Origin of the sequence: Alteriqipengyuania flavescens (genome assembly GCF_030406725.1) — a bacterium.
Lineage (GTDB): Bacteria > Pseudomonadota > Alphaproteobacteria > Sphingomonadales > Sphingomonadaceae > Alteriqipengyuania_B > Alteriqipengyuania_B flavescens.
The window spans coordinates 1,713,077-1,735,776 of record NZ_CP129107.1 but is presented as its reverse complement, the minus strand read 5'-3'; the positions used below and the strand labels follow the sequence as shown (position 1 = coordinate 1,735,776).

17 protein-coding genes, 1 tRNA gene and 1 pseudogene are annotated in these 22,700 nt (G+C 60.6%); 14 read left to right on the top strand and 5 right to left on the bottom strand.

The features are described 5' to 3' along the window. The first annotated feature begins 33 nt into the window (after nt 1-33). The 8 genes from QQW98_RS09050 (at nt 34) to QQW98_RS09015 (ending at nt 8,799) form a co-directional block, all read left to right on the top strand. Complete coding sequence (locus QQW98_RS09050) at nt 34-1,011, top strand: hypothetical protein (protein WP_290134637.1); 978 nt, start codon at nt 34-36, stop codon at nt 1,009-1,011. 121 nt (nt 1,012-1,132) lie between these two features. Beyond that, complete coding sequence (locus tag QQW98_RS09045) at nt 1,133-1,660, top strand: hypothetical protein (protein ID WP_160765886.1); 528 nt, start codon at nt 1,133-1,135, stop codon at nt 1,658-1,660. Then, the gene (locus QQW98_RS09040; protein ID WP_290134636.1) at nt 1,657-4,422 is read left to right on the top strand and encodes a relaxase/mobilization nuclease domain-containing protein; all 2,766 of its coding nucleotides are present in this window, start codon (nt 1,657-1,659) and stop codon (nt 4,420-4,422) included. The genes QQW98_RS09045 and QQW98_RS09040 overlap by 4 nt, the downstream gene beginning before the upstream one ends. Nucleotides 4,423-4,601: 179 nt before the next feature. Further along, complete coding sequence (locus QQW98_RS09035) at nt 4,602-5,495, top strand: 3'-5' exonuclease (protein ID WP_290134635.1); 894 nt, start codon at nt 4,602-4,604, stop codon at nt 5,493-5,495. An 86-nt stretch (nt 5,496-5,581) separates the two neighbouring features. Then, the gene (locus tag QQW98_RS09030; protein ID WP_290134634.1) at nt 5,582-6,448 is read left to right on the top strand and encodes a hypothetical protein; all 867 of its coding nucleotides are present in this window, start codon (nt 5,582-5,584) and stop codon (nt 6,446-6,448) included. Nucleotides 6,449-6,654: 206 nt separating this feature from the next. Then, nucleotides 6,655-7,332 (top strand): hypothetical protein, encoded by a 678-nt coding sequence (locus tag QQW98_RS09025; protein WP_290134633.1) that lies wholly within the window; start codon nt 6,655-6,657, stop codon nt 7,330-7,332. A gap of 2 nt (nt 7,333-7,334) precedes the next feature. Next, nucleotides 7,335-8,132, top strand: coding sequence for a hypothetical protein (locus QQW98_RS09020; protein ID WP_290134632.1), 798 nt, complete (start codon nt 7,335-7,337; stop codon nt 8,130-8,132). Nucleotides 8,133-8,217: 85 nt separating this feature from the next. Further along, a complete protein-coding gene (locus QQW98_RS09015; RefSeq protein ID WP_290134631.1) occupies nt 8,218-8,799 on the top strand; it encodes a hypothetical protein in 582 nt (193 codons plus the stop codon). A gap of 1,294 nt (nt 8,800-10,093) precedes the next feature. On the opposite strand, the gene QQW98_RS09010 is transcribed toward QQW98_RS09015, so the two are convergent. Continuing rightward, nucleotides 10,094-11,614 carry an ABC1 kinase family protein gene (locus QQW98_RS09010; protein ID WP_290134630.1) on the bottom strand — a complete coding sequence of 507 codons (1,521 nt, stop codon included), beginning with the start codon at nt 11,612-11,614 and terminating at the stop codon, nt 10,094-10,096. Between the two features lie 530 nt (nt 11,615-12,144). On the opposite strand from QQW98_RS09010, the gene QQW98_RS09005 reads away from it, so the two are divergent. The 3 genes from QQW98_RS09005 to QQW98_RS08995 all read left to right on the top strand — a co-directional run bounded on the left by QQW98_RS09005 (nt 12,145) and on the right by QQW98_RS08995 (nt 16,081). Next, the gene (locus tag QQW98_RS09005; protein WP_290134629.1) at nt 12,145-13,479 is read left to right on the top strand and encodes a DUF4365 domain-containing protein; all 1,335 of its coding nucleotides are present in this window, start codon (nt 12,145-12,147) and stop codon (nt 13,477-13,479) included. Continuing rightward, entirely contained in the window at nt 13,476-14,936 is a 1,461-nt protein-coding gene (locus QQW98_RS09000) for an argonaute/piwi family protein (protein ID WP_290134628.1), read from the top strand. Before QQW98_RS09005 ends, QQW98_RS09000 begins: the two co-directional genes overlap by 4 nt. A gap of 356 nt (nt 14,937-15,292) precedes the next feature. Continuing rightward, nucleotides 15,293-16,081: a helix-turn-helix transcriptional regulator gene (locus QQW98_RS08995; protein ID WP_290134627.1), complete on the top strand. Its 789-nt coding sequence runs from the start codon at nt 15,293-15,295 to the stop codon at nt 16,079-16,081. Here QQW98_RS08995 and QQW98_RS08990 read toward each other — a convergent pair. Both QQW98_RS08990 and QQW98_RS08985 read right to left on the bottom strand, forming a co-directional pair. After that, nucleotides 16,078-17,391: a tyrosine-type recombinase/integrase gene (locus QQW98_RS08990; protein ID WP_290134626.1), complete on the bottom strand. Its 1,314-nt coding sequence runs from the start codon at nt 17,389-17,391 to the stop codon at nt 16,078-16,080. The genes QQW98_RS08995 and QQW98_RS08990 overlap by 4 nt on opposite strands. A gap of 159 nt (nt 17,392-17,550) precedes the next feature. Then, nucleotides 17,551-17,641, bottom strand: a tRNA-Ser gene (locus QQW98_RS08985). 197 nt (nt 17,642-17,838) lie between these two features. Here QQW98_RS08985 and QQW98_RS08980 point away from each other — a divergent pair. The 3 genes and pseudogenes from QQW98_RS08980 to QQW98_RS08970 all read left to right on the top strand — a co-directional run bounded on the left by QQW98_RS08980 (nt 17,839) and on the right by QQW98_RS08970 (nt 20,179). Next, complete coding sequence (locus QQW98_RS08980; protein ID WP_290134625.1) at nt 17,839-18,243, top strand: metallopeptidase family protein; 405 nt, start codon at nt 17,839-17,841, stop codon at nt 18,241-18,243. 32 nt (nt 18,244-18,275) lie between these two features. Further along, on the top strand, nt 18,276-19,235 hold the full coding sequence (locus QQW98_RS08975; RefSeq protein ID WP_290134624.1) for a peptidylprolyl isomerase: 960 nt from the start codon (nt 18,276-18,278) through the stop codon (nt 19,233-19,235). Next, nucleotides 19,232-20,179, top strand: a pseudogene (locus tag QQW98_RS08970) (peptidylprolyl isomerase). Before QQW98_RS08975 ends, QQW98_RS08970 begins: the two are co-directional and overlap by 4 nt. A gap of 24 nt (nt 20,180-20,203) precedes the next feature. Here the strand turns inward: QQW98_RS08970 and QQW98_RS08965 are convergent. Next, nucleotides 20,204-20,566 carry a VOC family protein gene (locus QQW98_RS08965; RefSeq protein ID WP_290134623.1) on the bottom strand — a complete coding sequence of 121 codons (363 nt, stop codon included), beginning with the start codon at nt 20,564-20,566 and terminating at the stop codon, nt 20,204-20,206. After that, nucleotides 20,566-22,656, bottom strand: a complete 2,091-nt coding sequence (locus QQW98_RS08960) for a RelA/SpoT family protein (RefSeq protein WP_290136908.1) — start codon at nt 22,654-22,656, stop codon at nt 20,566-20,568. Before QQW98_RS08960 ends, QQW98_RS08965 begins: the two co-directional genes overlap by 1 nt. Between the last annotated feature and the right edge of the window lie 44 nt (nt 22,657-22,700).

Sequence of the window (22,700 nt, the reverse complement as noted above, 5' to 3'; positions counted from 1 at the left end):
GGCACTTCGTATCATCCCACGGAGTGTCAGTGCGTGTATCCGAACAACGAAACAGGCCGAAAGGCCTACGATCGCCACCAGATGAGCAGCCTACCAACGCTGCTGCCGGGACTGGATCCGGACCCTCCCGTGCTGCTCTGTGCGCGGACAAGCCTCTACGATGCGACGATCCTCGCGCAACTGCGCCAGCATGGGTGGCCGGGGACCGGACAGAATAACAAAGGCGCTGGAGCGAAGAGTCCCAAGGCAATCAAGGCCATCACGCTTGCTCGAAAAATTGCGAAAAGTTCCGATCTTTCCGATGTAGCAATCAGGCTTCTGGCCGAGCGTATTGCCTGGCTGATGCGCAATCACTTCCGCTGGAGAGCACGCGATGGGTACGCTGCTCTGGCAGCCGCCAAAGCATCGCAAGCCGCCGAAAACATGCCCGCCAAAAGCAGTCCATCGGCTCCGCAGCAGACGGCTGCGCGGATAGATCCCAAACCCCAGAAAGTGTTCGATTCCAGTCCTGGAGATGTAAGCTCCTTGGACGTGGAGCCGGCTTCTTCCAAGCGTGTACAGGGCTCCCAATCGACCCCGGTGAGGACCGACCGGCCCAATCTGCGGGTCGATAAATCGGATGGCTCCGCCGGTGTAGACGACCTTTTCGATCAGTCCCCTGCGTTGGACCGATGCGAAGGTCTCCTCGCCGAATTGGGGGGCGGCGGTGAAGCCGCCTGCGATTACCATGCGAACGATGTAGGCGAAGCTGAGGGCGGGGACGACGACCGTAGCTCGACCGCCAAACTCTTCGATATCCGGACCCCCTACATCGAGCATTTGCCTCAGGCAAAGGCGAGGGCCCTCTTGCTCGCTATCGATCACAAGGAAGCAGAGGAATCCTTGCGTCGTAAGGCCCATACCTTGTTGGCGGACAAGGATGAGCTTTCGGCGGCTCTCTCTGCGAGCGATTCGCTTGCTCAGGACATCAGCGATGCCTGCGCCGCATTGGGGATCGATCTGCCATGCTGATCCAATCCGATCCCATCACCCATTCTCTGTGTCTTGAAATTACAGGATGGGAACACTCCGTGCTCCTTCCCGTGCCGTGTCGCTGCGCTTCGTGGCACGGGTCTGAAGGAAAGGTTTCACAATGAAGCCTGAATTTTCAGAAGAGCTTTCCGCAAAGGCTAGGGCGGTCCTCTCCCCAGGTCCGTGCGAAGGACCATATCGTCATGAAATGAGGATTGCGCTCACAAGTGCGCAGAAAGCCTATCTGGAGCAGGCAGCAGGATCCGCCACGATCTCGGCATTTGTTCGCGACAAGCTGTTTTATGCCTCCCCCAATATGGTTACCGTCATTGGTGCCATTGGCGCGCTATATCAGGCCGTAGGCCAGGTCATCGAAGCGGCGGATGAGCTAAAAGTGCAGGCCGCAAAGGCTGGACGTACGATCAACAGCATCGGACAAATCGCGACCAGCAGGAACGAAGTCTGGGAAAGGTTGCCGAAAGATATCGAGTTCGCCTTTCGGCCGGTCGGCGAACAGGCAGATAGGTTGCTCAATCTGAGCGTTGAATTGCATCAGCTGGCCAACCACCTTGCGGCCCAAGATTTCCTTCGCGCGCCGAGCCGCAAACTGAGCGATGAAATCCAGTCTCGACCAAGGCCGAAGCCATGATTGCGAAGCGTATCGGAATAAAGTCTCAGCTCATGAGCGGTGCGAGCTTTGCCGCTGGCTCGCAAAAGGTCCGCGATTACGGTTGGACACTAGCCAAATACGTTGCCGGGTTGACGCTCGACCATGATGATCTCGAGCGCCTTCACGAACTGGGGCAGATGGGCAGATATCCGGTCAACGATAAAGGGGATGAAGACCGCATCCGTGATCGCGGATCAATGCATTTGGAGGGCGAGGATTACGATCAACGCGCGCTCGCATTTGCATACCTAACCGCGCAGTACGGACCACGGGCCCTCAAGCACATCGTTGTGTCCTATCGCGAAGGCCCCGTATCTCTCGAAATGGCCGAACGTCATCGCGATACATTCCTACGCGTCTTGGGCGCTGAAAACTGTGCAGGCTTTTACGGGCTTCATGGAGATACCGCACGTCCGCATTTTCACCTTGCTATCAACGCATATGATCTGACGCAGAGAAACCTGAGTAAATGGGGGCAGGGCTTCGAAATCGAGGCCCTTCATATCGCGTCGGCTCTGTGCGAACGCGACGACATGCTGCCGTGTGAACCAAACAGGCGGTACGTGGCCGATGAAACAGGGGTCTACCACACCTTGTCCGGTATCAAAGTCGCCGATGAGAACGGACGGATTCTAAATGCCTCGCGAATGCTTCGCGTCCCTGGCTTACAGCACAAGATCGAAGATGAATTTCGCACGCCGGATGGACTCGAAGAGGGGAAACCTGTTCCGGCGGAAACCTCAGTCAAAATTCTTGCGAAAGCGGCGCGGGAAAGCGCTCGAGATTGGGAGGGGTATCACCGTGGTCTCGCCCGCGTAGGCCTCCGTTACGAACCTTACGAAGCCGCGGGGAAGATTGTCGGTGGCTATTTCGTTCCGGTCGATGCCGATATTTCTAGTAAGGTGCGGGTGAAGGCGAGCGCGATCGGAGCCGGCTACAAGAAGCTCGTCAATCGTTTCAATCAGACCGAATATCAGGAGCCGCCCAAGGATATCTGGTTCAGGCCATTTCAAACGCTGGGTTATGTCGGTGAGCCTCCTGCAGACGCCGACGCCCGCGATCGCGAACGAGAGCTACAGAGAGCCGAAGAAAAACGGCTTGCGACGCTGACTGCGGAAATTGCTGCACGACATGGTCGCGATGGATTGTCAGCCCGGGCTACTCAAAAAGCGCGCGCCGCCAAAAAGCGTAAACAGCTTGGTCTATCGCTGGACCAAGATGACGATCCTCTAAATGATCAAAGCGCCAAGTATCGCACATACGAACGCGACTTCATCGAGGGGATCAAGCGCGCCATCAAGCAGGAACGAGGCGCGACGCGTGGACGCAAAAGAACGAAACCGATTGATGGCTTGTTATGGGGAGCCAGCAGCAGCGTAGTCGATGATCAACCAGCATGGCTGGACAAGTATAATCCTATGCGCCTCAACGGCGTCCGGGAATTTTATGACGGCGAGGTTCTGGCGTTCACGGAAACCCGCAATTTCGTAGCGCTTCATTCCAGCTCAAAACAACACAGGATCGATGCACTGCTGCTCGCCCAGAAAAAGTTCGGCACCATTCGGATCGAGGGCTCCCGGAGGGAACGGAAACGACTGATAAAACTGGCCGTAGAACTGGATATTCCGCTTGATCGATCACACCAAGGCGAAGCCGAGAGAATTCAACGTAGGACGGCATCAGAGCAATCAAGAGGGCGGATCAGCGAGCCAAGTCTTGAGACGCAGCCCGAGCCTCGTCAAGAAGTCAACCGCAGTCAGAGCGACTCTGGTATTGACGAAAACCCGGACAAAGCAGCGCACGCGCTGCGCAAAAACAGACAACGAAAATTAAGTGCTCTGCGCTACCTCGTGCAGCGCGACAGTCGAGAGCGGCGGCATCGGGTCGAGAGCCACTTTCCTGCCTACGAAATGTCTTGGCTGCAACAAGACAACGAGAGTGCCGCAGATGTCCGCGGCCCTAACCCGCCCCCGAATGAATCCATTCGCGCTCGCAGGAAGCTTGAAAGCATTGATCCCAACAGGCTGATGCTGGCTTCCTCGCAGGAATGCTACAAAGGATACCGTTTTCTTGACGATAAGGTCCTAACGACGGTCTTCACCGCGCCGAAACGCTGGCTGATGCTGCCCGAAATCCAGAAGCATCTGAAAGCGCTGGCTGCGATCCAAATGCATGAGCGCCGCTGGATTGCTTCGGCCGTGCAGTCTGGTCGCGTCACGATCGAAAAGGGAGAATTGTTTGCGGTCAGAAAGACCGACGGCTGGGCAACCGAATTCTATCGTCGACAACGAGACGATCCCCGCTTCCAAGCTACAATACTTCTCGCGAAGGTGGCGCCGAACCGGTTCGCATTGAACCTCGATGTTCACCCCGGACTTGCGGCTTGGCGGCAAGCCCACCGGAGCCAAGACGCGGATATAGCGAGCTACATTGCGTATGAACTCAACCGAACGGCAATCAAGCATGGCGCGGCGAGCGTGCCGATTGGTGCTGAAGCAAGAGACGGCAGGACTTTAACGTCGCTTCGTAATGATGCCGCAGACGAGTTCCGCAAGCTGATCGCCTCACCGCTAAGCCGAGATGAGCGCGAAGCGTTGTCCAAAACGCGTTCGGTCACTGCGACCGTTTTTGCGCAATTCCCATGGGCCTCGATCCGTTCGCCGAAGCGGATGAAGCGGTATGCGCGAAAACAAAGGTTCCGGCACATCGATACGGCGGTGCACGATAGGAACGGTCGATAAATCCGTTTCCAACTATCTTGAACCCAAAAGCGTTAGAAGCCGGAACGCAGAACCGTCTAATAAGGTGGAATATTTGACTGAAGAGAGACCTGCCGGTTGAAGCCGGCAGGGCGAAAGGAAAAGGGATGCGGAAAGCGCGTCCCGCGCCTCGCCGGTTTCGACGAAACCGGAGAATAGGAATGATCAACACCGACCACCTGTCACCAGACGCCGAAGCGTTGGCGGCTGAGCTTCAACGCAGCGACGATTATCGCGTGCTGCGGCGCGTCCCAAAACCCTATCCATCGATGCCCCACATGGGACCTGTGCCCGATGGTCGTTGCGTCGCCATTGTCGATACCGAAACGTCGGGTCTTTCAGCAGAGCACGACGTCATCATTGAGCTCGCAATCATGCTCTGCTTCGTCGACGATGGTAGCGAGCTCATAGGCCACTTCGGACCGTTCAGCTGGCTGCAGGATCCAGGCCGTGAACTCGATCCCAGGATCAGCCTCATCACAGGGCTCGGCGCGCAGCATCTGAAGGGCCAGAAGATCAACGATACTTTCGCGCGCGGTCTGCTCGATCGCGCTGACCTGATCGTCGCACACAATTCGCGCTTCGACTCCAAGTTCATAGAGCGCCGTTATCCCGATCTGGCGGGCAAAGCCTGGGCCTGCTCGTGCAGCGAAATCGATTGGCTGAAATTGGGCTTCGACGGCCGCTCACAGTCCGCGCTTCTCGCGCATGCCGGATGGTTTTCGGACGCGCATCGCGCTGCATCTGATGTCTGGGCTTTGCACTGGCTCCTGCAGCACCGTCAGCGTGATCCCGGCGGTGGTCCGATCCGCACACACCTCGCGCGGTTGATCGAGGCCGCCGACACGCCCTCGGTGATAGTGCAAGCCGAACGCGCTCCCTTCTCGAAAAAGGAACTGCTGAAAGCGCGTGGCTACCGGTGGAATCCCGAAGGCCCGTTCTGGCAGATCGAGCTGCCGCCCGAGAAGGTCGAGCGCGAACAGGCCTGGGGCTATCGCAACGGCCTTCCGGCAATGACCACGCGCACAGTGACCGCACACGAGCGGCATCGCTGATCGCGTCCGTTTCTCAATTCACAATTCAACGCAAATGCGCCGGTGCACTTCTCGGTTGGCACCGGTGCGCCATAAGGAAATACATCATGACCAATATCGTACCGCTGGGCGGCGAACTCGAGCGCCTGTCTCGCAAGCTCGAGCACGAAGCGCAGATGTTCCTCGCACGCAAAAGAGACGGACATCTCGCCACCGCGCGCCGTTGGCTGATCTTCGATCTAGAATTTCTTTTCGATCGCTCGCGTCACCAAGGTTACACGCAGGCCGAAGGAAAGGATGCCGAGCTGTCGATCCGTTGGCCGTTCCATCAGGTCGCAGCGGTCAGCTGGATGACGCTGGAGTTCGTCGCCGGCGAAACCGTTCCGGTGGTCCAAGGACCGTTCGTGTTGACCACCGAAGATGCTGACGAGCGGACCATCGTCACGGCGTTGTTCAACGCGCTTGAACAGGAACACGGCGCGGTCGCAACCACGTGGGGAGGTGAGGCTCGCGACCTTGCCGTCCTGCGCCGTGCAGCGGCGACCTATGGACTGGTGTTGCCGCACCAGCTGATCGACGGCTCTCCACATGCGAGAGGCCGGCTCGATCTGTGCCGGGCAAGCTGCGTTCAGGCATCCAGCGTGCACCTGCCCGAACTTGCAGCAGCGGTCGGTGTTCCATCCAAGCCGACGCCTTCGGAAGACATCGGCAAGCATTGCGAAGCGGGCAATTGGGCGACGGTGCGTGACCAGGTGCTCGCAGATGTCCTCACCACAGCCGTTCTGACAGTCCGGCACCTGGCCGCGCACCGCCAAATCGAATGCCATCAGCCCAATACGCTAGTGGCTATCGCGGACGCTGCAGGCGCGGCACTGCCGAATAGCGAATTCATCCGTCGGTCCTTTGCACCGTGGGCACGAGGCAAGAAGGCCGAAAGCGGCCTACGCGGTACGGTCTACCGAGCCGCAGCATAGCAGATAGAGAACTCGTCATAAGCATGACGGAAAAGAGTGAGCTGAAAGAGAGGAGGAAAAGATGACTTAGGAAATGCCAACAGGAGCCCGGCACGGGCCTCGAAATACATCATCGTGCCGCGAAGGATCTGCCGCAAGCAGACCGTACCCGAGCCGCTCGTCCACCGAGGATGCGCGGCATTTTTTATGCCTGAAGGAATTTCAAAATGCCCAAGAAGAAATCGAACGGCGGCCGTGCTGTCGCGACCGCCAAAAACACCAACCTCGCTCGCCTGCCCGAGCGCATCGCCATCGGCGATCACGAGGTGAGGCCCGAACAACTCTACATCATCAAGAAGCGCCAGCCGCGAGGGTCCGGACCGTGGACCGATGAGAAGTTCGACAAAGTCGCCTGGAACGACGCTGAGACAGGTCTCGACTGTATTCTCCTTCGTCAGGCATCGGGTGTCTGGGGTGGGTTCGTCGCGGTTCCTCCCAGCCACCCGCTCTACGGGTACCGCGAGGATGCCGTCCCGGCGGCAATCGGCCTCACGCCGCATAGGGGCATCGATTACGCCGAAGCCTGCTCGCGGTACGAGGACGAGGCAGTGCGCGTATGCCACGTCCATAGCAGGCGCAATGGACCCCAAGCTGAGGATCAGACAGGGGACAACGCGTGGTGGTTCGGTTTCGCTGCGGACAGGCCGGGCGATCTGGTGCCATCGGATTCCAAGCCGATCCTCGCGCGCGAAGAGGGCGAGATCTACCGCGGCATCGACTACATGTATTCGGAAACGGTGCAGCTGGCCCGGCAGCTGAAAGCGATCGATGACAGCAGCGTTGGCAAGGCCGACCCCGTGCTGGCACCGCCGCCGCCGCGGCTTGGCAAGCCGGGAGGGCGCTGATCATGGACCAGCACGAGATCCCCTATGAAAAGCGCCGCAACCCGAACCTGCCTTTCGGCTACTGGTGTATCGCGGATCCGGACGGCTACCCGCACCTCATCGACGAGTATGGAAAGCGCTGGAAATCACTGCGCGAATACATCTGGTGCGGTCGCCTTGGCATGGCGCGGGGCTCCAACTGGGAGTTCACCGCCATGACCGAGTTCTTGCTCGCCGTGCTCGCTGCCATTGATCGACGCATCGTGCACATCGAGGAGCGGACCAACGATCTGTTCGGCGGGGCCTGGGATGGCGAACGCCATTACGCATCGTGGCTCGAAGGGCACAAGCTCGCCGAAGGCTTGACCGGCGATCTCACCCCGGAGGGAAGAGCCATCCTCGTTGCGCTGGCCAGCACGCGCGGTGCCGAGGCAGCTCCCATCCCGATTGGGCTGCCCACGATCGCGCAGTGGCGCGGTCTCGATGGCGGAGACACCCGCGACGAGCGCGAACGCTTGTTGAAGGTCAACGAGGCATTCGCCGAAAATCTGCCGGGCCGGTTCGTGCGCGAACAGATCGCGAGGGAATGGGGGATCAAACTTATCGGTGCGCCCGAAGGTGCGAACATCCCGCTCGGCCGCGTGCTTTGGACCATGACGTTTCCCGACCAGTACGCGCGCGATCGTCTGTTCGCCTGGCTGGTTCACCGGATCGACCGCTGGGAAGCGTGGACGGCGCTTGCGAGCAAGGACGGAGCACAGGCGTTCACCGAGCATATCCTGCGATTGCGGTTCGCCGACGAGACAATCGACTTGGGCTGATCGCAAGCGCTCACCTTCAATCCAATCAGCGGCGGGCGGTTCTCGAAAGGAACCGCCCGCTGCGCTTTTCCTAGGATATTTTTAGATGCGATTTCGTAATTATTCGCCCTTCCCTGAACGCATGGTTGCGCTTTCCATCCTGCCCCCGCCTCTGGCTCTCGATCCGCCGGCACCATTCGGGTTTGGGGCATTCATCGTCACCCGTCGCTGGCGTGATGAGGCGGAGTTTGCCTCATATGCGCACGGCTACGGCGCCGGCTACGATCCTGAGCGTATGCGCAGCCACATCGAAACGCTCTTCACACCGGAGACAATGGCATTGATCCACACTGCCGCACCATCGTTTTCACGGCCTCATAAAATGGCACCACTTCCTTATTCTTCGTCGTACTCAAAGTACGTTCCACGATCCGGGCTCAAACGGAACATCCACGCCGTGATCCCGCACGATCAACTGGTTCACGCAGCACGGGTCGGCGGAATTTCGATCCATGGACCGAACCCGACAGCAATTCAGCGTATCGGCCGCCTCCACACCGAGGCGCAGGCCGCGTGGTTGTACTGGGTGATCGCAGCCTGCCCGCCACGCATCCGCAGAAGCGTTTTGGCAGGCTATGTGGCTTGGACAAAGCTGCAAAAAGCGAAAGGGTCTGGTTCGTCAGTCTGACGGATAGAGGCGAGGTGATCCGCGCCCCTTTTTTTACATCCACACTCGTCCCAGACCCGACCAGATTAGCACGCTAGCATCGGCTCCCTCCCCGAAGGGGAATCCTGCACCGGGGGCGTACTACCGACGGTTCTGTTATAACCCTATGCGATAAAAGGATTTAGTAAGAAATTAGGGGTATCAGAATTCCGATGCGGAAATCCGATATGACCCCCTTCATGAAACGCATGCGCAAAGGGACATGCCTGCGCCCAGAAAGCGCCCGCGCAATCCTTCATGCAGAGCGGTATGCCTATGCCGCACGAAGGCCGCTCAATGTTTTCATTACCATGAAATTCCCTAACGTCAGCAAGTCTGGCGACAAACCTTATGACGTTTTCCGCAAAAAGTTCTGGGAGAATACAAGAAGACGTTGGAATACGATGGTCAAGGAGAACAGGTCGTTCTCACCATTCGACGCGATTGCGGTATTCGAAAACCCGCCAACAGCGAACAATTCCGGACGAAGGCATCATGGCCCGCTCCATGTGCACTGGATGCTTCGTTGGCCTTTCAGGAAGTGCGGCCGCCTAATGTATTTCTTACGGCGACAATTCCATAGGGAATTTGGTGTTGCACCTCCGAGCTCCGTTCGAATGCAACGGGTTCGATACGGTCCCAGAGCTGCTGCCTATCTTGCGAAAGGCATCGATGCACCATTCGCGAAGCACTTCCACATAGATCACGCCCCCCAAGGGCCCATTGCCCATCGCAGGATGATCATCTCACGTTCGTTAGGGCCAACCGCGCGAAAGCGTGCAAAAGCCGCTGGGCGAGATCCGCTCCCGAAAAAAAGAAAGGGCTATTACAGGAAGTTTCGGCCCGTTGATCTAACTCGTCTTATCGGAAGCGTGGGATGGAATGCGATGCCGCAAGCTCCAAAAAAATCCTCCAAGAATTCCAAGAACCATCGTCCTCCAAATGCGCGCAGCGCATTTGCAATGGGTAGACGGAAGCGGGTGATGGACCTCCGGAATACCGCCGTTTCCATTCAGCCGTAATTGTTCGCGGTGACCAGCGAGTGTTCAGATCGGTAATTCGATGCAATGAAGTTATCTGCCGATCACCTCGTGCATCTTAGGTTGCTGGCTGCGGAGTGCTGACGAAGGCCAGCGCATGATTCTGCAGGACGAACTCTAATGCCACGACCGCACTTGGGCCGCAAGCCGACTGTCCGATGTTAGCGGCGTGAGCGCACAAGGCTGCCATTCAGCTAATGACCCAACCGAAATTCGACGGGCTCGCCGACCACGGCTTAATAAAACCAGGGCGCTATCGCCATGATCACGGCGCCTGAGACGATTGCAGCTGCAACCCAGCGAATGTCGGCACTCGCGCGGCTGCGATCCGAAGGCGATGAAGCCGGCGGCGTTCTGTCTTGCTCCAACCGGCGGATCGCTGCCCGGATCAGGCGCGGCGCATCATCTCCGATCTTGAGCAATTCCCAGGCGACGCCCTGCAGAACGGGAGCCCAGTGCTCGGGCGACAACCGCGCTTGCGCGATTCGAAACGAAGAGCGTCGCATGGCATGCGTCAGGTCGAAATCCGGTTCAATTTTCGATAACACGCCGTCCATCGTGATCAGCGCCTTGAAGATCAGGAGAAGATCAGGTGGTAACGTCATGCGCTCGTCGCGCATCAGCCCTAGGAAATCGGTTACCATGGCGCCCAGAACCAATCGACCGCTGCCATGGCGCGCGATCAGCCGTTCGGATGCGGAGAGCACGCGGTCGGCCGGAACGTCGTCGCCCACTGACCACCGCGTCAGCACGTCGGCGAGCTGCGCGGGGCTGCCAGTGCTGAGCGCTTGCACGAAGCTGACGAATTCCTCTCTCCTGCGCGGAGATACATAACCAACCATGCCCAGGTCCAGCAGAGCTATATGGTTGCCCGGCAGGCAGAGAAGGTTCCCCGGGTGCGGATCGCCGTGGAACCGGCCGTTCACCAATATCATGTCGAGCACCATGTCGGCGCCCAGCGCTGCTATTCTGGTCGGATCGAGCCCTGCAGCGACCAGAGCCTGCGCATTGCTCGGCGGCACACCGTTTATGTAATCCATGACGAGCAACGTCTCGGACGTCCATTCCCAGTGGATTTCGGGCACAACGACACTGGGCTCGTTCGCGAAATCCGTCCGCAGACGATCAGCATTGCGCGCTTCATTCGTGAAGTCGAGTTCCTCGACCATCGCGTCCGCAAGCTGCCGCATCATCCGGCTCGGTCCGAAGCGCTTGGCTTCGGTGCTGCCGCGTTCCGCAAGGGTCGCAATATGCGCAAGGAGCCGGATATCAGCCTCCACCCTCGGACGAATGCCGGGCCGGCGGATTTTGATCACCACCGCGCGCCCGTCGTGCAGCGTCGCACGATGGACCTGCGCCATGGAGGCCGCCGCCAGCGGTTCTGTATCGAATTCCGCAAAGGTGCATTCGGGCGCCTCACCAAGCGCCTCCTCGACAATCGGTCGCAACTCCTCGAAGGGAAGCGTCGGCGCCTTGCTATGCAATTGCTCGAGTTCGGCGATCCATTCCGGAAATAGGAGATCGGCGCGTGTCGCCAGGATCTGGCCGAGCTTCACGAAGGTTGGCCCAAGCTCTTCCATGGCAAGTCGAGTGCGCCGAGGCAGGCTATGTGACGACCCGTCGCCGGCATCGTCGCTGCCCGTCCGGTCCAGCCCTATCCGCGCCAGCAGAAGGCCGAGTCCATAGCGGGAAGTGACGCTGAATAGTTCCTCCAAGCGCTTCCGGTCCCGGCGTGCGATACGAAGGGTCTTCAACATGGCTTAGCATATGGGCACGCTGCAGCTTCTGTTCCACAGCTAACTTGCTTGGGCGATCGCGCCCAATTGTCCAAGCGGAGGAAATCTGGCGTAGCTTATCCCACGTGGGGGTTGCGTTGCGGCCATGTTGTCCGCTGCACTGAAAGGCTATTTAAGGTCCAGCGACGTCGGCGTTCCACGCTAATTTTCGGGCATCATCAATACGATATTGACTTCCCGAGTTCGACCGTCAGCACGCCTGCACTCGATGACAAATCATGGGCCGTTTGCTGAAAGGCAGGTTCCGGGCCGCGAAAGGCGGGAAGCTGCCGTTCGATCGCCACTGAACAATGGCGGCCCGCGACCAGGGTCAGTCGTTCGCTTCTGGCGGCGCGAATGTCGCAATTTGACAGGAGCGGTCATTTGGTTTGCGGCGGGCTGACCGGCGGGAACCGTCGCACGGAGCGTGTGCGTTCATCTGTCTCGTGCAGCCTAGTTTCATGCAAATCATTTTCTTGTTGGAGGTTCACATATTGTTCTAGTCTACCCACATGCCAAAGCAGCTCACTCCTAATCAGATACTTGGCGAGATCGGCGAGAACGCCGTCCGTGGCCGCTTTCTGTCCATGGGCTTCCAGTTCGACGGCAGATCGAGGTTGGAGGCCGGCATCGACGGAATCGCCGAGGTGATGGAAAAGGGCCAGCCTATGGCCCGGATGATCGCGGTCCAAGTGAAGGCCAAGGATGATGGGCGCTACGCCTCTGAGACCGACGACGGGTTCGCCTATCTGCTTCGTCGGCAGGATCTCGACTACTGGAAGGGATCGAACCTGCCGGTGATCGTCGTCTTCTTCCGGAGGTCGGACAACAGTTTCTACTGGAAGGAGGTATCGCGGGACAGTGACCAGGCGGAACGGCGCCTGCAGATCGACAAGGCCGCCGACGTGCTCGACAACAGCAGCGTCAACCGGCTCGCGGGCCTGACCGTGCCGAAGGCCGGGTTCGGCTACTACGTCCCCGCCCTCGGCGGCGGCGAGGAGGCGCTGGTCAACATCTTGCCGATTGAGCTCCCGAAGGAGATCTACGTCGCCTCCACTCCATACGATGGTCGACGTGCGACCGCGACCCTACTCGACGGTGAGGACACGCCCCGCTTCGACTGGTCCATCGCGGGTGGGACTTTCTGGTCGTTCCACGACCCCCGCAGTTCGGCCTGCAGCCAGATCGTGGATCTCGACCAGGTCGACGCCATCGACACCGTCGACCTGGCCTTCCACGACGACGTCGACGAGCAGAACCGGTTCATGCACCTGCTGCGTCAGGCACTTCGGCACCAGACGCGTGACGATCTAAACTGGAGCAAGGACCGCAAGATCCTCTACTTCCGGGCGATGGAGAAGGACGTTCCCCGCAATTTCGCCTATGAATCCGCCAAGAAGAAGACCGATGCTGACGTGGTGATGGTCGCCATGAGCGATAAAGAGGACGGCAGGGTCTCGTTTGTCCGCCACCACGCCTTCTCGCCGCGCTTCGAGCGCCTCGGCGACAGGTGGTATCTGATCGTCTCGCCCACCTACTACTTCACCACCAACGGCTTTACGCCCCATCCGCATCCCGGCGCCCTTCTCGCCGGAAAAAAGCGGCTCGACAAAAGTGCGGCGCTGCGGGGACAGGTCATCATGTGGCATCGCTTCCTGACCCAGGCTGACCGAGATGCCGAGCGGGCCGCTGGCGGCCTTTTCGGCGTGGAGATGACGACGGAACCTAGGCTCCGCTTCGGTGAGCCGCCTACGGTTCAGCTTGAGACGCGAGTCCCAGAGGACGGCTGGGGAGGCGGAAAAAAGAAGGCTGAGGCATCCGATCAGCAGGAGGGGCTATTCGCATGAACTCCTTCGACACTCGAATCTTCAAGGAACCCGAATTGGAGTTCGGTGACCATCATTACCATCCCGATCCCCGCCTCGGCCTGTTCGAGGCTGGACCTCTCCAGCCGTTCGTTGGGGACGTCATCAAGATCGGCGTAGTGGGCAACGCCAAGACGATCGAGGACACGCGGAAATTCCTCGAGACGGCTGCGAGCGGCGTCGATGGCAAGTCCGAGAAGCACCCTAACATGCATCCGGCGTTCCCAGGCTTGGGCAACCAAAGCCCATACCGCTGCCGCTTCGAGATTGAGGAAGGCGCCACGGCGGCGCTTTCACAGAGTAAGCTCGATAGGATCGCGAAGGAACCCGACCACCAGAAGGCCGTCGAGATGGCGGTGGACGAGATCGTCGCCGAGCTCGAAGCCCTCGCCGATGGCGGCAACCGCCCCGATGTGGCGATCGTCGCGCTGCCAGTGCGACTGCTGGAACGAGTGTGGAACGCGAAGGTGGATGCGGGTGGCACGACCGAGAAGGACGATAGCAGCGGTTCGGACGCGCCGAACTTCCGGGGTATGCTGAAGGCGCGCGCGATGCATCTCGCCTTCCCGATCCAGATCGTCTGGGAGGATACGGTCGACGACAAGGTGTCGATCCCGCAGAAGATCAAGGAGAGCAGCGCCAGGAAGATCCAGGACGTGGCCGGCCGCAGCTGGAACCTGCTTACCACGCTCTATTATAAGGGTAGCGGGCGAATTCCCTGGCGGCGCATGCCGAAGGAGGGCGAGTTCACCGCCTGCTATATCGGCATCAGCTTCTACCGCGAAGCTGGGGGCCAGCAGCTCTTCACCAGCGCCGCCCAGATGTTTGACGAGCGAGGCCGCGGCTTCGTGCTGAAGGGCAAGCGCGCCTACACCGAAAGCCGCGGGCGCCATCCCTACATGACGCGCGAGGACGCGCGCGAGATCGTCGAGAACGTACTCGCCGCTTACAAGACTCACCACAAGACGCTCCCAGCAAGGGTGATCGTGTTGAAGACGTCGCGCTTCAAGGACGATGAGGCCGATGGCATCTTGGAGGCGCTTGAGGCTGCCGGTACCGAGATGCGTGACCTTGTCTGGGTCCAAGAGTCTTACTCGGTTAAGCTGCTCCGCGACGGAAACTATCCTGTCCTCCGCGGCACCTTCGTCGACCTCGGCGGGAACGGCCTGCTCTACACAAATGGGAGCATGCCCTATTATGGTACCTACCCCGGCATGTACGATCCACGCCCGCTGCTGCTATGCCCCCATCCGAGCTGCGACAGCACCGTCTCTCAGCTGGCCGAGGAGGTGTTCTCCCTCACCAAGATCAACTGGAACTCGACCCAGATGAATCAGCGCCTTCCCATCCCCATCCGGGCGGCACGCATGGTCGGCGAGATTTTGAAATACATGAAGGAAGGCCAGGTCGAGAGCACCGACTACCGCAAATACATCTGACCGGCCGTGAGGCGATCCGCATCGCGAAATATGCCAGCAAAGATCTGCTGAACCATTTTGAGAAGGGGATCACGCCAAAGCCGGGATCGGATTACGATTCTATAACCTGCCATTACGAACTGACCGCGAGACCGAACCTTGCAGACAGAACTTAAGCGCATCTTAGAATGGTCGGTATCGGTGTAACCGGACATTTCCTGTTGCGGTGCCGACCGGCAGGAAAGTCCTAAGGCCCGGCTGTTCGGGCTGATCGAAAGATATGTCTGCTTTCGGGCAATCGGCGGGCGGACTGCAATGACCGATATTGGGGCGCGAAGCTGCCTTCCGTTGCGAAGATCTTCTGCTAGCCTATTTCAATGACCGATAGAATTCCTCCGTGGTCGCCATACGAAGGGCGGACATCATTGGTCTCTGATGGTCGCACTGCATTGACTGCTGCTTTCTCGGACGTGGTGCGTGTACGAGCGGGCTTCGCTTCCCATGAGCTGCCGGAAATATTTTCAGCTCCCGCTGATGATGGTGAGAATGACGCTGCTCGCGATCTTGTAAGGCACGATGCCGAACATATGACGCGAATGTTCGTAAATGGTCGCATAGCCACTTTCGCGCGACCGCTGGGTGGTGGCGATGTCGTTGCCATTTCACCAACCGCTTGGGAAATCGACGACCCGCTTAACCGTTTCGCCACCGGCGCATTGAATCTCGATCATTGGTCGGAAATTGAGTCACCGCCCTCCCATCGTATCTTTATCGACCGACCACAATTCGACGAATGGCTAGCCGGGTTGAAACCGCTAGGCTTTCTAACCAGTCGCCAAGTCGAGGAGATCGTCGATCCACAGTTGCGCGCGCAACGAGCCGTCGCCGAGCGACGATGGAAAAGTGAGCTTCCGCAAAGCGCGAGCCTGGAATCTGATAAATCCTACAATAAGCAAGGCGCAGGTGATCCCCCAGGCGTGGGTCCGTTATTGCTTACCGTCAGCGAGGTAAGTGAACTGATCGGTAGAAGTACTTCGACAATCTACGCCGACGTGAAAAAGGGAGCTTTTCCGGAAGGCATCAAACTGGGCTCAAGCACCAGGTGGAAGAAAACGGAAGTTCTGGCATGGATCGAAGAGCAGGCCGGGAAGCGCGGAGATCGTTAGCGCCGCTTGCGACGCGGACTATCAATAATTTCTTCCGGTGTGATAGCGCCTTCAAGAATCATGTCGGCCCAGCGCTGAGCGAGTTCTCGCCGGCGAGGCATATATGCGGCACGGTTGTAGCGAAGCTCGCTGGCGCTCATGCCCTTCGGCGTATGTGCGAGCATCAGATCGATAATCATGCGATCGGCGAGTAACCGCACATCGCTGCCAAGATCGCGCTCGGCCTGTTCGTTCATTATGGTTGAAAAGCTGGAGCGCCAGCCGTGTGGCACGTGCAGCCCCTTATAACCTTCCCGGTTGTACAAATACCCGATAGCGTTCTCGCTGATCGGCTTGAGCCCCGATCGCGCACCCGGGAAGACGAATGGCGATCGTCCCGTCAACCAGCGGACTGCCCTAAGTGCTTCGACCGCTTGGGCGGAGAGCGGGACCGGGTGCTCAAAGGCTTCGTCGCTACGAAGTTGAAGTTCCTGCTTAATTTTCTCAGCCGGGACCTTCCATAATGCCGTGCCGCTTTCCGAACTGCTGTCGCCCCAGTCGATACCGGTTATGTCTTCCCACTCCATGAAACGGACCATGCCGGGGCGCTGCGCCGTCAGCGCGAGTAGGCGACCTGCCAGACGATTGACCGGCGAAGCGCCAGCACGGTCGATGTCTCCTATCAGGGTCCGGATTTCGTCTATCTTCGTCAGGGCTGGGTATCGCTTCGATGGCGGTAACGGCTTCAGCGCATCATTGATATCGGTCGCGGGGTTTTCGAGCTTCGCGCCCTTTGCGTTGGCAAAGCGGTAGATGGCGGCCACACGCTGCTTGATGCGCCGGGCCGTCTCGATAGCCCCACGGTTTTCGATCTTGCGCAAGATCGACAACAATAAGGGCTTGTCGATTTCTTCCAGAGGCATTGCGCCTAGGTGAGGAAAGACATCGCGTTCTAAACTGGTGATTACATCGTTCGCGTGAACCGGTTTCCAGCGGTCAATCTGCAATGCATGCCATTCGCGGGCCACATTTTCGAACGACGCTGCCGGTTCGTTTTGGCCCACCAGCCGGTTACGCGTGGCGCTGTGCCGAGGGTCGCGGCCAGCGCGTAGAATTTTTTTCGCTTCGTCGCGCTTTTCACGAGCATCGGCCAAGGACAGTTCGGGGTAAGCACCTAGGGTAAGGAGGCGTTCTTTCTTGTCGAAACGGTATTTATAGCGCCAACTTTTATGTCCGCTCACTGCTATGTGCAGGTGCAAACCGCGGCTGTCGGCAAGCTTGTAAGCCTTTTCTCTCGCCGCAGCCGCTCGCACCGCCTTGTCCGTCAACATCCGATACCCCCAATACCTTCGGGCCAATACCCCCAATTTACCCCCACCTTCGTTCGGCTAGGGATGGGCAGCGTTGGACACCATAGGAGTCGGAAATGGCGGAATTGTAAAGCCTTCCGCACGAGATTGGAGAGGATTGGAAGGCCTTACAAAGGCCGGTGGCGGAGCGGGTGGGATTCGAACCCACGATACGGGGTTACCGTATACACACTTTCCAGGCGTGCGCCTTCGACCACTCGGCCACCGCTCCGCATTCCCGTTTGCACTATCGCTTCGCTACTTGAGTGCGAGGGTGAAGGCACACACCCTCCGGCCTCAAGCAGCGCTTCGCGCAACAGGCCAACTTCTGCCGGCCTCAAGTAGCGCTCGGCGCGATAGGCCGACCAGAAAGCGCGCCTCTAGCTGTATGGGGTTGCGGGTGCAAGGCCGTCGCGCCATGGGTGGGCGATGACGCGCACGATCGGCCTCGCCCCCTCTGCCGACGAGATGGAAGCCATGGGCCGCGCAACTCTGGATCGCCTGCCCCCGCAATTCGCCGAGCACCTCGGCGCGGTGGTCTTCAGCGTCGAGGAATATGCCGACGACGAGACCCTGCAATCGGTCGGCTGCGAGCATCCCTACGAGCTCACCGGCATTTACGAAGGCGTTGCTTTGACCGAGCAGTCTATCGAGCATTCGGGGACCATGCCCACCCGAATCCGCCTGTTCCGCCGCGCGATTCTGGACGAATGGGCCGAGCGCGGAGACGAGACGCTGGAGCACCTCGTCGCCCATGTGGTGATCCACGAGGTCGGCCATCACTTCGGCCTGTCGGACGACGATATGCACGCGCTGGAGGAGATGGCGGACTAGCGCTGCGCCCGCCTGCGTGGCAGACCCTTGCCATGAAGAGCCTCCTTACCGCCGCCGCCACGCTGTCGCTTGCCGCCTGCGCCACCGTCCCGCCGCCCCAGCCCGTCGCCGCTGGCGAACCCGACGGCACCACGCCGGCCGACATGGTCGCGCTGGCGAGCGAGGCGGACTGGACCGCGATTGCGCCCGAGGACCTGCTCGTCATGGACCTGGCGCCCAATAGTGCGGGGCAACCGCGCCGGATCGTGATCCAGCTGATGCCGGAGCCGCTGTCGGAAGGCTGGGTCCGGAACGTGCGCACGCTCGCCCGGGCGCACTGGTGGGACGGCACGACCGTCTATCGCGTGGTCGACAACTGGGTGGCGCAGTGGGGCGACGGGGAGGATGACCCGGCCAGGGCCAAGCCGCTGCCGGATGGGCTGCTGAGCGTGCCGGAAAACGAATATGTGACGCCCCGCCCGCGCGACGGACGCACGGCGGCATTCCCCGGAATTACCGATCCCTATGCGCCCCACGCGGGCTTCCGTGACGGGTTTCCGGTGGCGTGGAACGAGGGCACGATCTGGCCGACCCATTGCTATGCCAGCGTCGGCGTGGCGCGGGACCTGTCGCCGAACACCGGCACGGGGGCGGAGCTGTATGCCGTGATCGGCCATGCGCCGCGCCGGCTCGACCGCAACATCGCCGTAATTGGCCGGGTCATCGCGGGGATCGAGCATCTCTCGGTCCTGGCGCGCGGCACCGGCGATGCGGGCGTCTATGCCGATGCGGCGCAGCGGGTGCCGATATTAAGGGCGCGGCTGGCCGACGAATTGCCGCAGGGCGAGCGGCCGCGCTTCCGCACGCTCTCCCCGACCAGCGAGGCATTCGCGCGGATGGTGGGCGTCACCGCCAACCGTTTCGACAGCTTCTACCGCGTGCCTGCCGGGGGGGTGGACGTGTGCGGCGTGAGCGTGCCCGTCGAGCGGCTGGATGCTGGAGACGCACCGTGAGGGCGCTGCTCGCCACCGCAGCGGCGCTCGCGCTGGCCCTGCCCGCTGCCGCGCAGGATGAGGCTCCGCTGTCGCCCGGCGAGATCGTGACGCAGGCCGATGCGGCCGAGTGGCAGGCGATCGCGGCGGAAGACCTCGTGGTCATGACCCTCGCCCCCGATCGCGACGGCAAGCCGCGCGAAGTCATCATCCAGCTGATGCCGAAGCCGTTCAGCCAGGGCTGGATCGCAAATATCCGCACTTTCGCCCGCAGCGGCTGGTACGACGGCATTTCGGTCAACCGCGTGCAGGACAACTACGTCGTCCAGTGGGGCGATCCGAATTACGACAATCCCGAGGCCGATGGCGAGGCCAAGCCGCTGCCCGAAGGGTTGAGGGTGATGGAGGAGGCCGAATAGGAGGCGCCAAGAGTGATGTCTGGCACACGGAACGATCTCGATCCTTCGCGTGAGGACAGATTTTTGGACGCGTACGGATTGGGCGCATTTCTGAAGGGTTGGCCAATGGCCATAAAGGGAAACTCACACTGGCCCGTCCACTGCTACGGCATGGTCGGCGTGGGGCGGAATTACTCGCCCGACACGGGTTCGGGCGCGGAGCTTTACACCGTGATCGGCCATGCGCCGCGGCATCTGGACCGCAACATCGCGCTCGTCGGCAGGGTGATCGAGGGGATCGAGCACCTCTCCAGCCTGCCGCGCGGGACCGGGGCGCTCGGCTTCTACGAGACGGCGGAGGAACGCGTGCCGATCCTGCAGGTCCGCGTCGCGAGCGACTTGCCGGTGTCCGAGCAAGAAAAATTTGAATACCTGTCGACCGAGAGCGAGAGCTTCGCCGCCTATGCCCAGGCGCGCGCGAACCGCCGGGGCCCCTTCTTCATCGTTCCGGCAGGCGGCGCGGATATCTGCAACATCCCGGTTCCGGTGCGCCGGGTGCAGCCCTGACAGGGGCCTTGCCCGGCGACAGGATCAAACGCGCTGCATGATCTCGATGCGGTTGCCGAAAGGATCGGCGACATCGCCGCGGCGATAACCGTCGAGCGGCTTGCCGTCGCGGAACTGCACGCCCGCCCTTGCAAAAGCGGCGCGGGCATCGTCGAGATTGTCCACCAGCAGCGCAGGATGCGCCTTTGCCGCCGGGCGGAAGCCGTCTTCCCGGCCGAGGTGCAAATGGACGCCGCCGCCCGCAAACCAGCAGCCACCGTTCGCGGAAAGCGATGCGGGCTTGGGCACTTCGGCAAGGCCCAGCACGCCGCGATAAAAGGCGCGGGCGCGGTCTTCCCCGCCCGCCGGCATGGCGAGCTGGACGTGATCCAACCCGATGACTTTCATCAGATCCGTTCCGCCTGCGCCACCGCGTCGCTGGCGCGCAGGGAGCTGAGCGTGCGGGTCAGATGCGCCAGGTCCTGCACCTCCAGGTCGATCTCGTAGGTCTGGAAGGGCTCGTCCCGCTGGGTCATTTCGAGATTGACGATATTGCCGCCGTTCCGCGCGAATATGCCCGCCATTTCCGCCATCGTGCCGGGCCGGTCGTAGAGCACCACGCGCATGCGGCCCGGCGCGCCGGCGCTGCGTTCGCCCCATTGCAAATCCATCCAGTCGGCATCGATGCCATTGGCCAGCTGCAGGCAGTCGATGGCGTGGACTTCCACCTTTTCGCCTTCCTGCCGCAGCCCCACGATCCGGTCGCCCGGCACCGGGTGGCAGCATTTGGCCAGCTCGAAGCCGACGCCCGCAGTCAGTCCCTTGATCGACAGCTTGTGATCGCGCCGCGCGGCAAGCTGCGCGTCGTCGAATTCCGCCGTCGAGCCGGGGACCAGCGCCTCCATCAGCTCCGCATCGGTCAGCTTGGCTGAGCCGATGCGGAACATGAGGTCTTCCTCGTCCTCCAGCTCCAGCCGCTTGATCGCGGCCCTGGTGGCCTTCTTGCCGATATTGGCGGGCATGCGCTCGGCAATCTCGTCGAAGAGCTGGCGGCCGATGGAGGCGATTTCCTCGCGCTCCTTCTGCCGCACGGCACGGCGGATCGCGGCGCGCGCCTTGCCGGTGACGACGAAGCCCAGCCAGCTCATCTGCGGTTCGCTGTTTTCGGACTTGATGATCTCCACCACGTCGCCGTTCGCCAGCACCGTGCGCAGCGGCACGTGGCGCCCGTTGATCTTCGCGCCCACCGCCTGCGCGCCCAGGTCCGTGTGGACGGCAAAGGCGAAATCGACCGGCGTTGCGCCCTTGGGCAGCTGGTGCAGCGCGCCCTTGGGCGAAAAGGCGAAGATGCGGTCCTGGTAGATCGCCATCTTCGTGTGTTCGAGCAGTTCGTCCGCATCGTGCGCGGCATCGACGATCTCGATCAGGTCGCGCAGCCAGCCAACCTGCCCGTCGGGCCGCTCGTCCTGCTTGTAGGCCCAGTGCGCAGCGAGGCCGAATTCGTTGGTCCGATGCATGTCGCGGGTGCGCACCTGCACTTCCACCCGCATCGAGTTTTCATAGATCAGGCTGGTGTGGAGCGAGCGATAGCCGTTGTTCTTCGGCGTCGAGATGTAGTCCTTGAACTTCCCCGGGATCATTTGCCACGTGGTGTGGAGCACCCCCAGCGCGCGGTAGCAATCGACCTCGTTCTCGCAGATCACGCGGAACGCCATGATGTCGGTCACTTGTTCGAAGCTGACGTGGCGTTCCGCCATCTTCTTCCAGATCGAATAGGGGTGTTTTTCGCGCCCCGACACCTCGACGTTGAGGCCCGCTTCGGCCAGCGCCTGCTTCATTTCGAAAGCGATGGCATCGACCTGCGCGCCGCCTTCCCCCCGCAGTTCCTCCAGCCGGCCGGTGATCAGCTTGTAGGCTTCGGGCTCCAGCTGTTCGAAGGCGAGCAGCTGCATTTCGCGCATATATTCGTACATGCCCACACGCTCCGCCAGCGGCGCGTAGATATCCATCGTCTCGCGCGCGATGCGGGCGCGCTTATCGGGGTTCTTGATGAAATGCAGCGTGCGCATGTTGTGCAGCCGGTCGCCCAGCTTCACCAGCAGGACGCGGATGTCCTCGCTCATGGCGAGCAGGAACTTGCGCAGGTTTTCCGCCGCCCGCTCGTCTTCGGGCATCTGCTCGATCTTGGACAGCTTGGTGACCCCGTCCACCAGCCGCGCGACCTCGGGGCCGAACTTGGCCTCGATATCCTCGATCGTGGCGAGCGTGTCCTCCACCGTGTCGTGGAGGAGCGCGGTCATTACCGTGTCCTGATCCAGCTGCAGGTCGGTCATCAGCCCGGCCACTTCGACCGGATGGCTGAAATAGGGATCGCCGCTGGCGCGCTTCTGCGTGCCGTGCTTCTGCACGGTATAGACATAGGCGCGGTTGAGCAGCGCCTCGTCGGCGTCCGGATCGTAGGCCTTGACCCGTTCTACCAGTTCGTACTGCCGCAACATCGCACCTGCGAATGTGCGGTGCAGCATTCGCAAGCGCAAGGCCT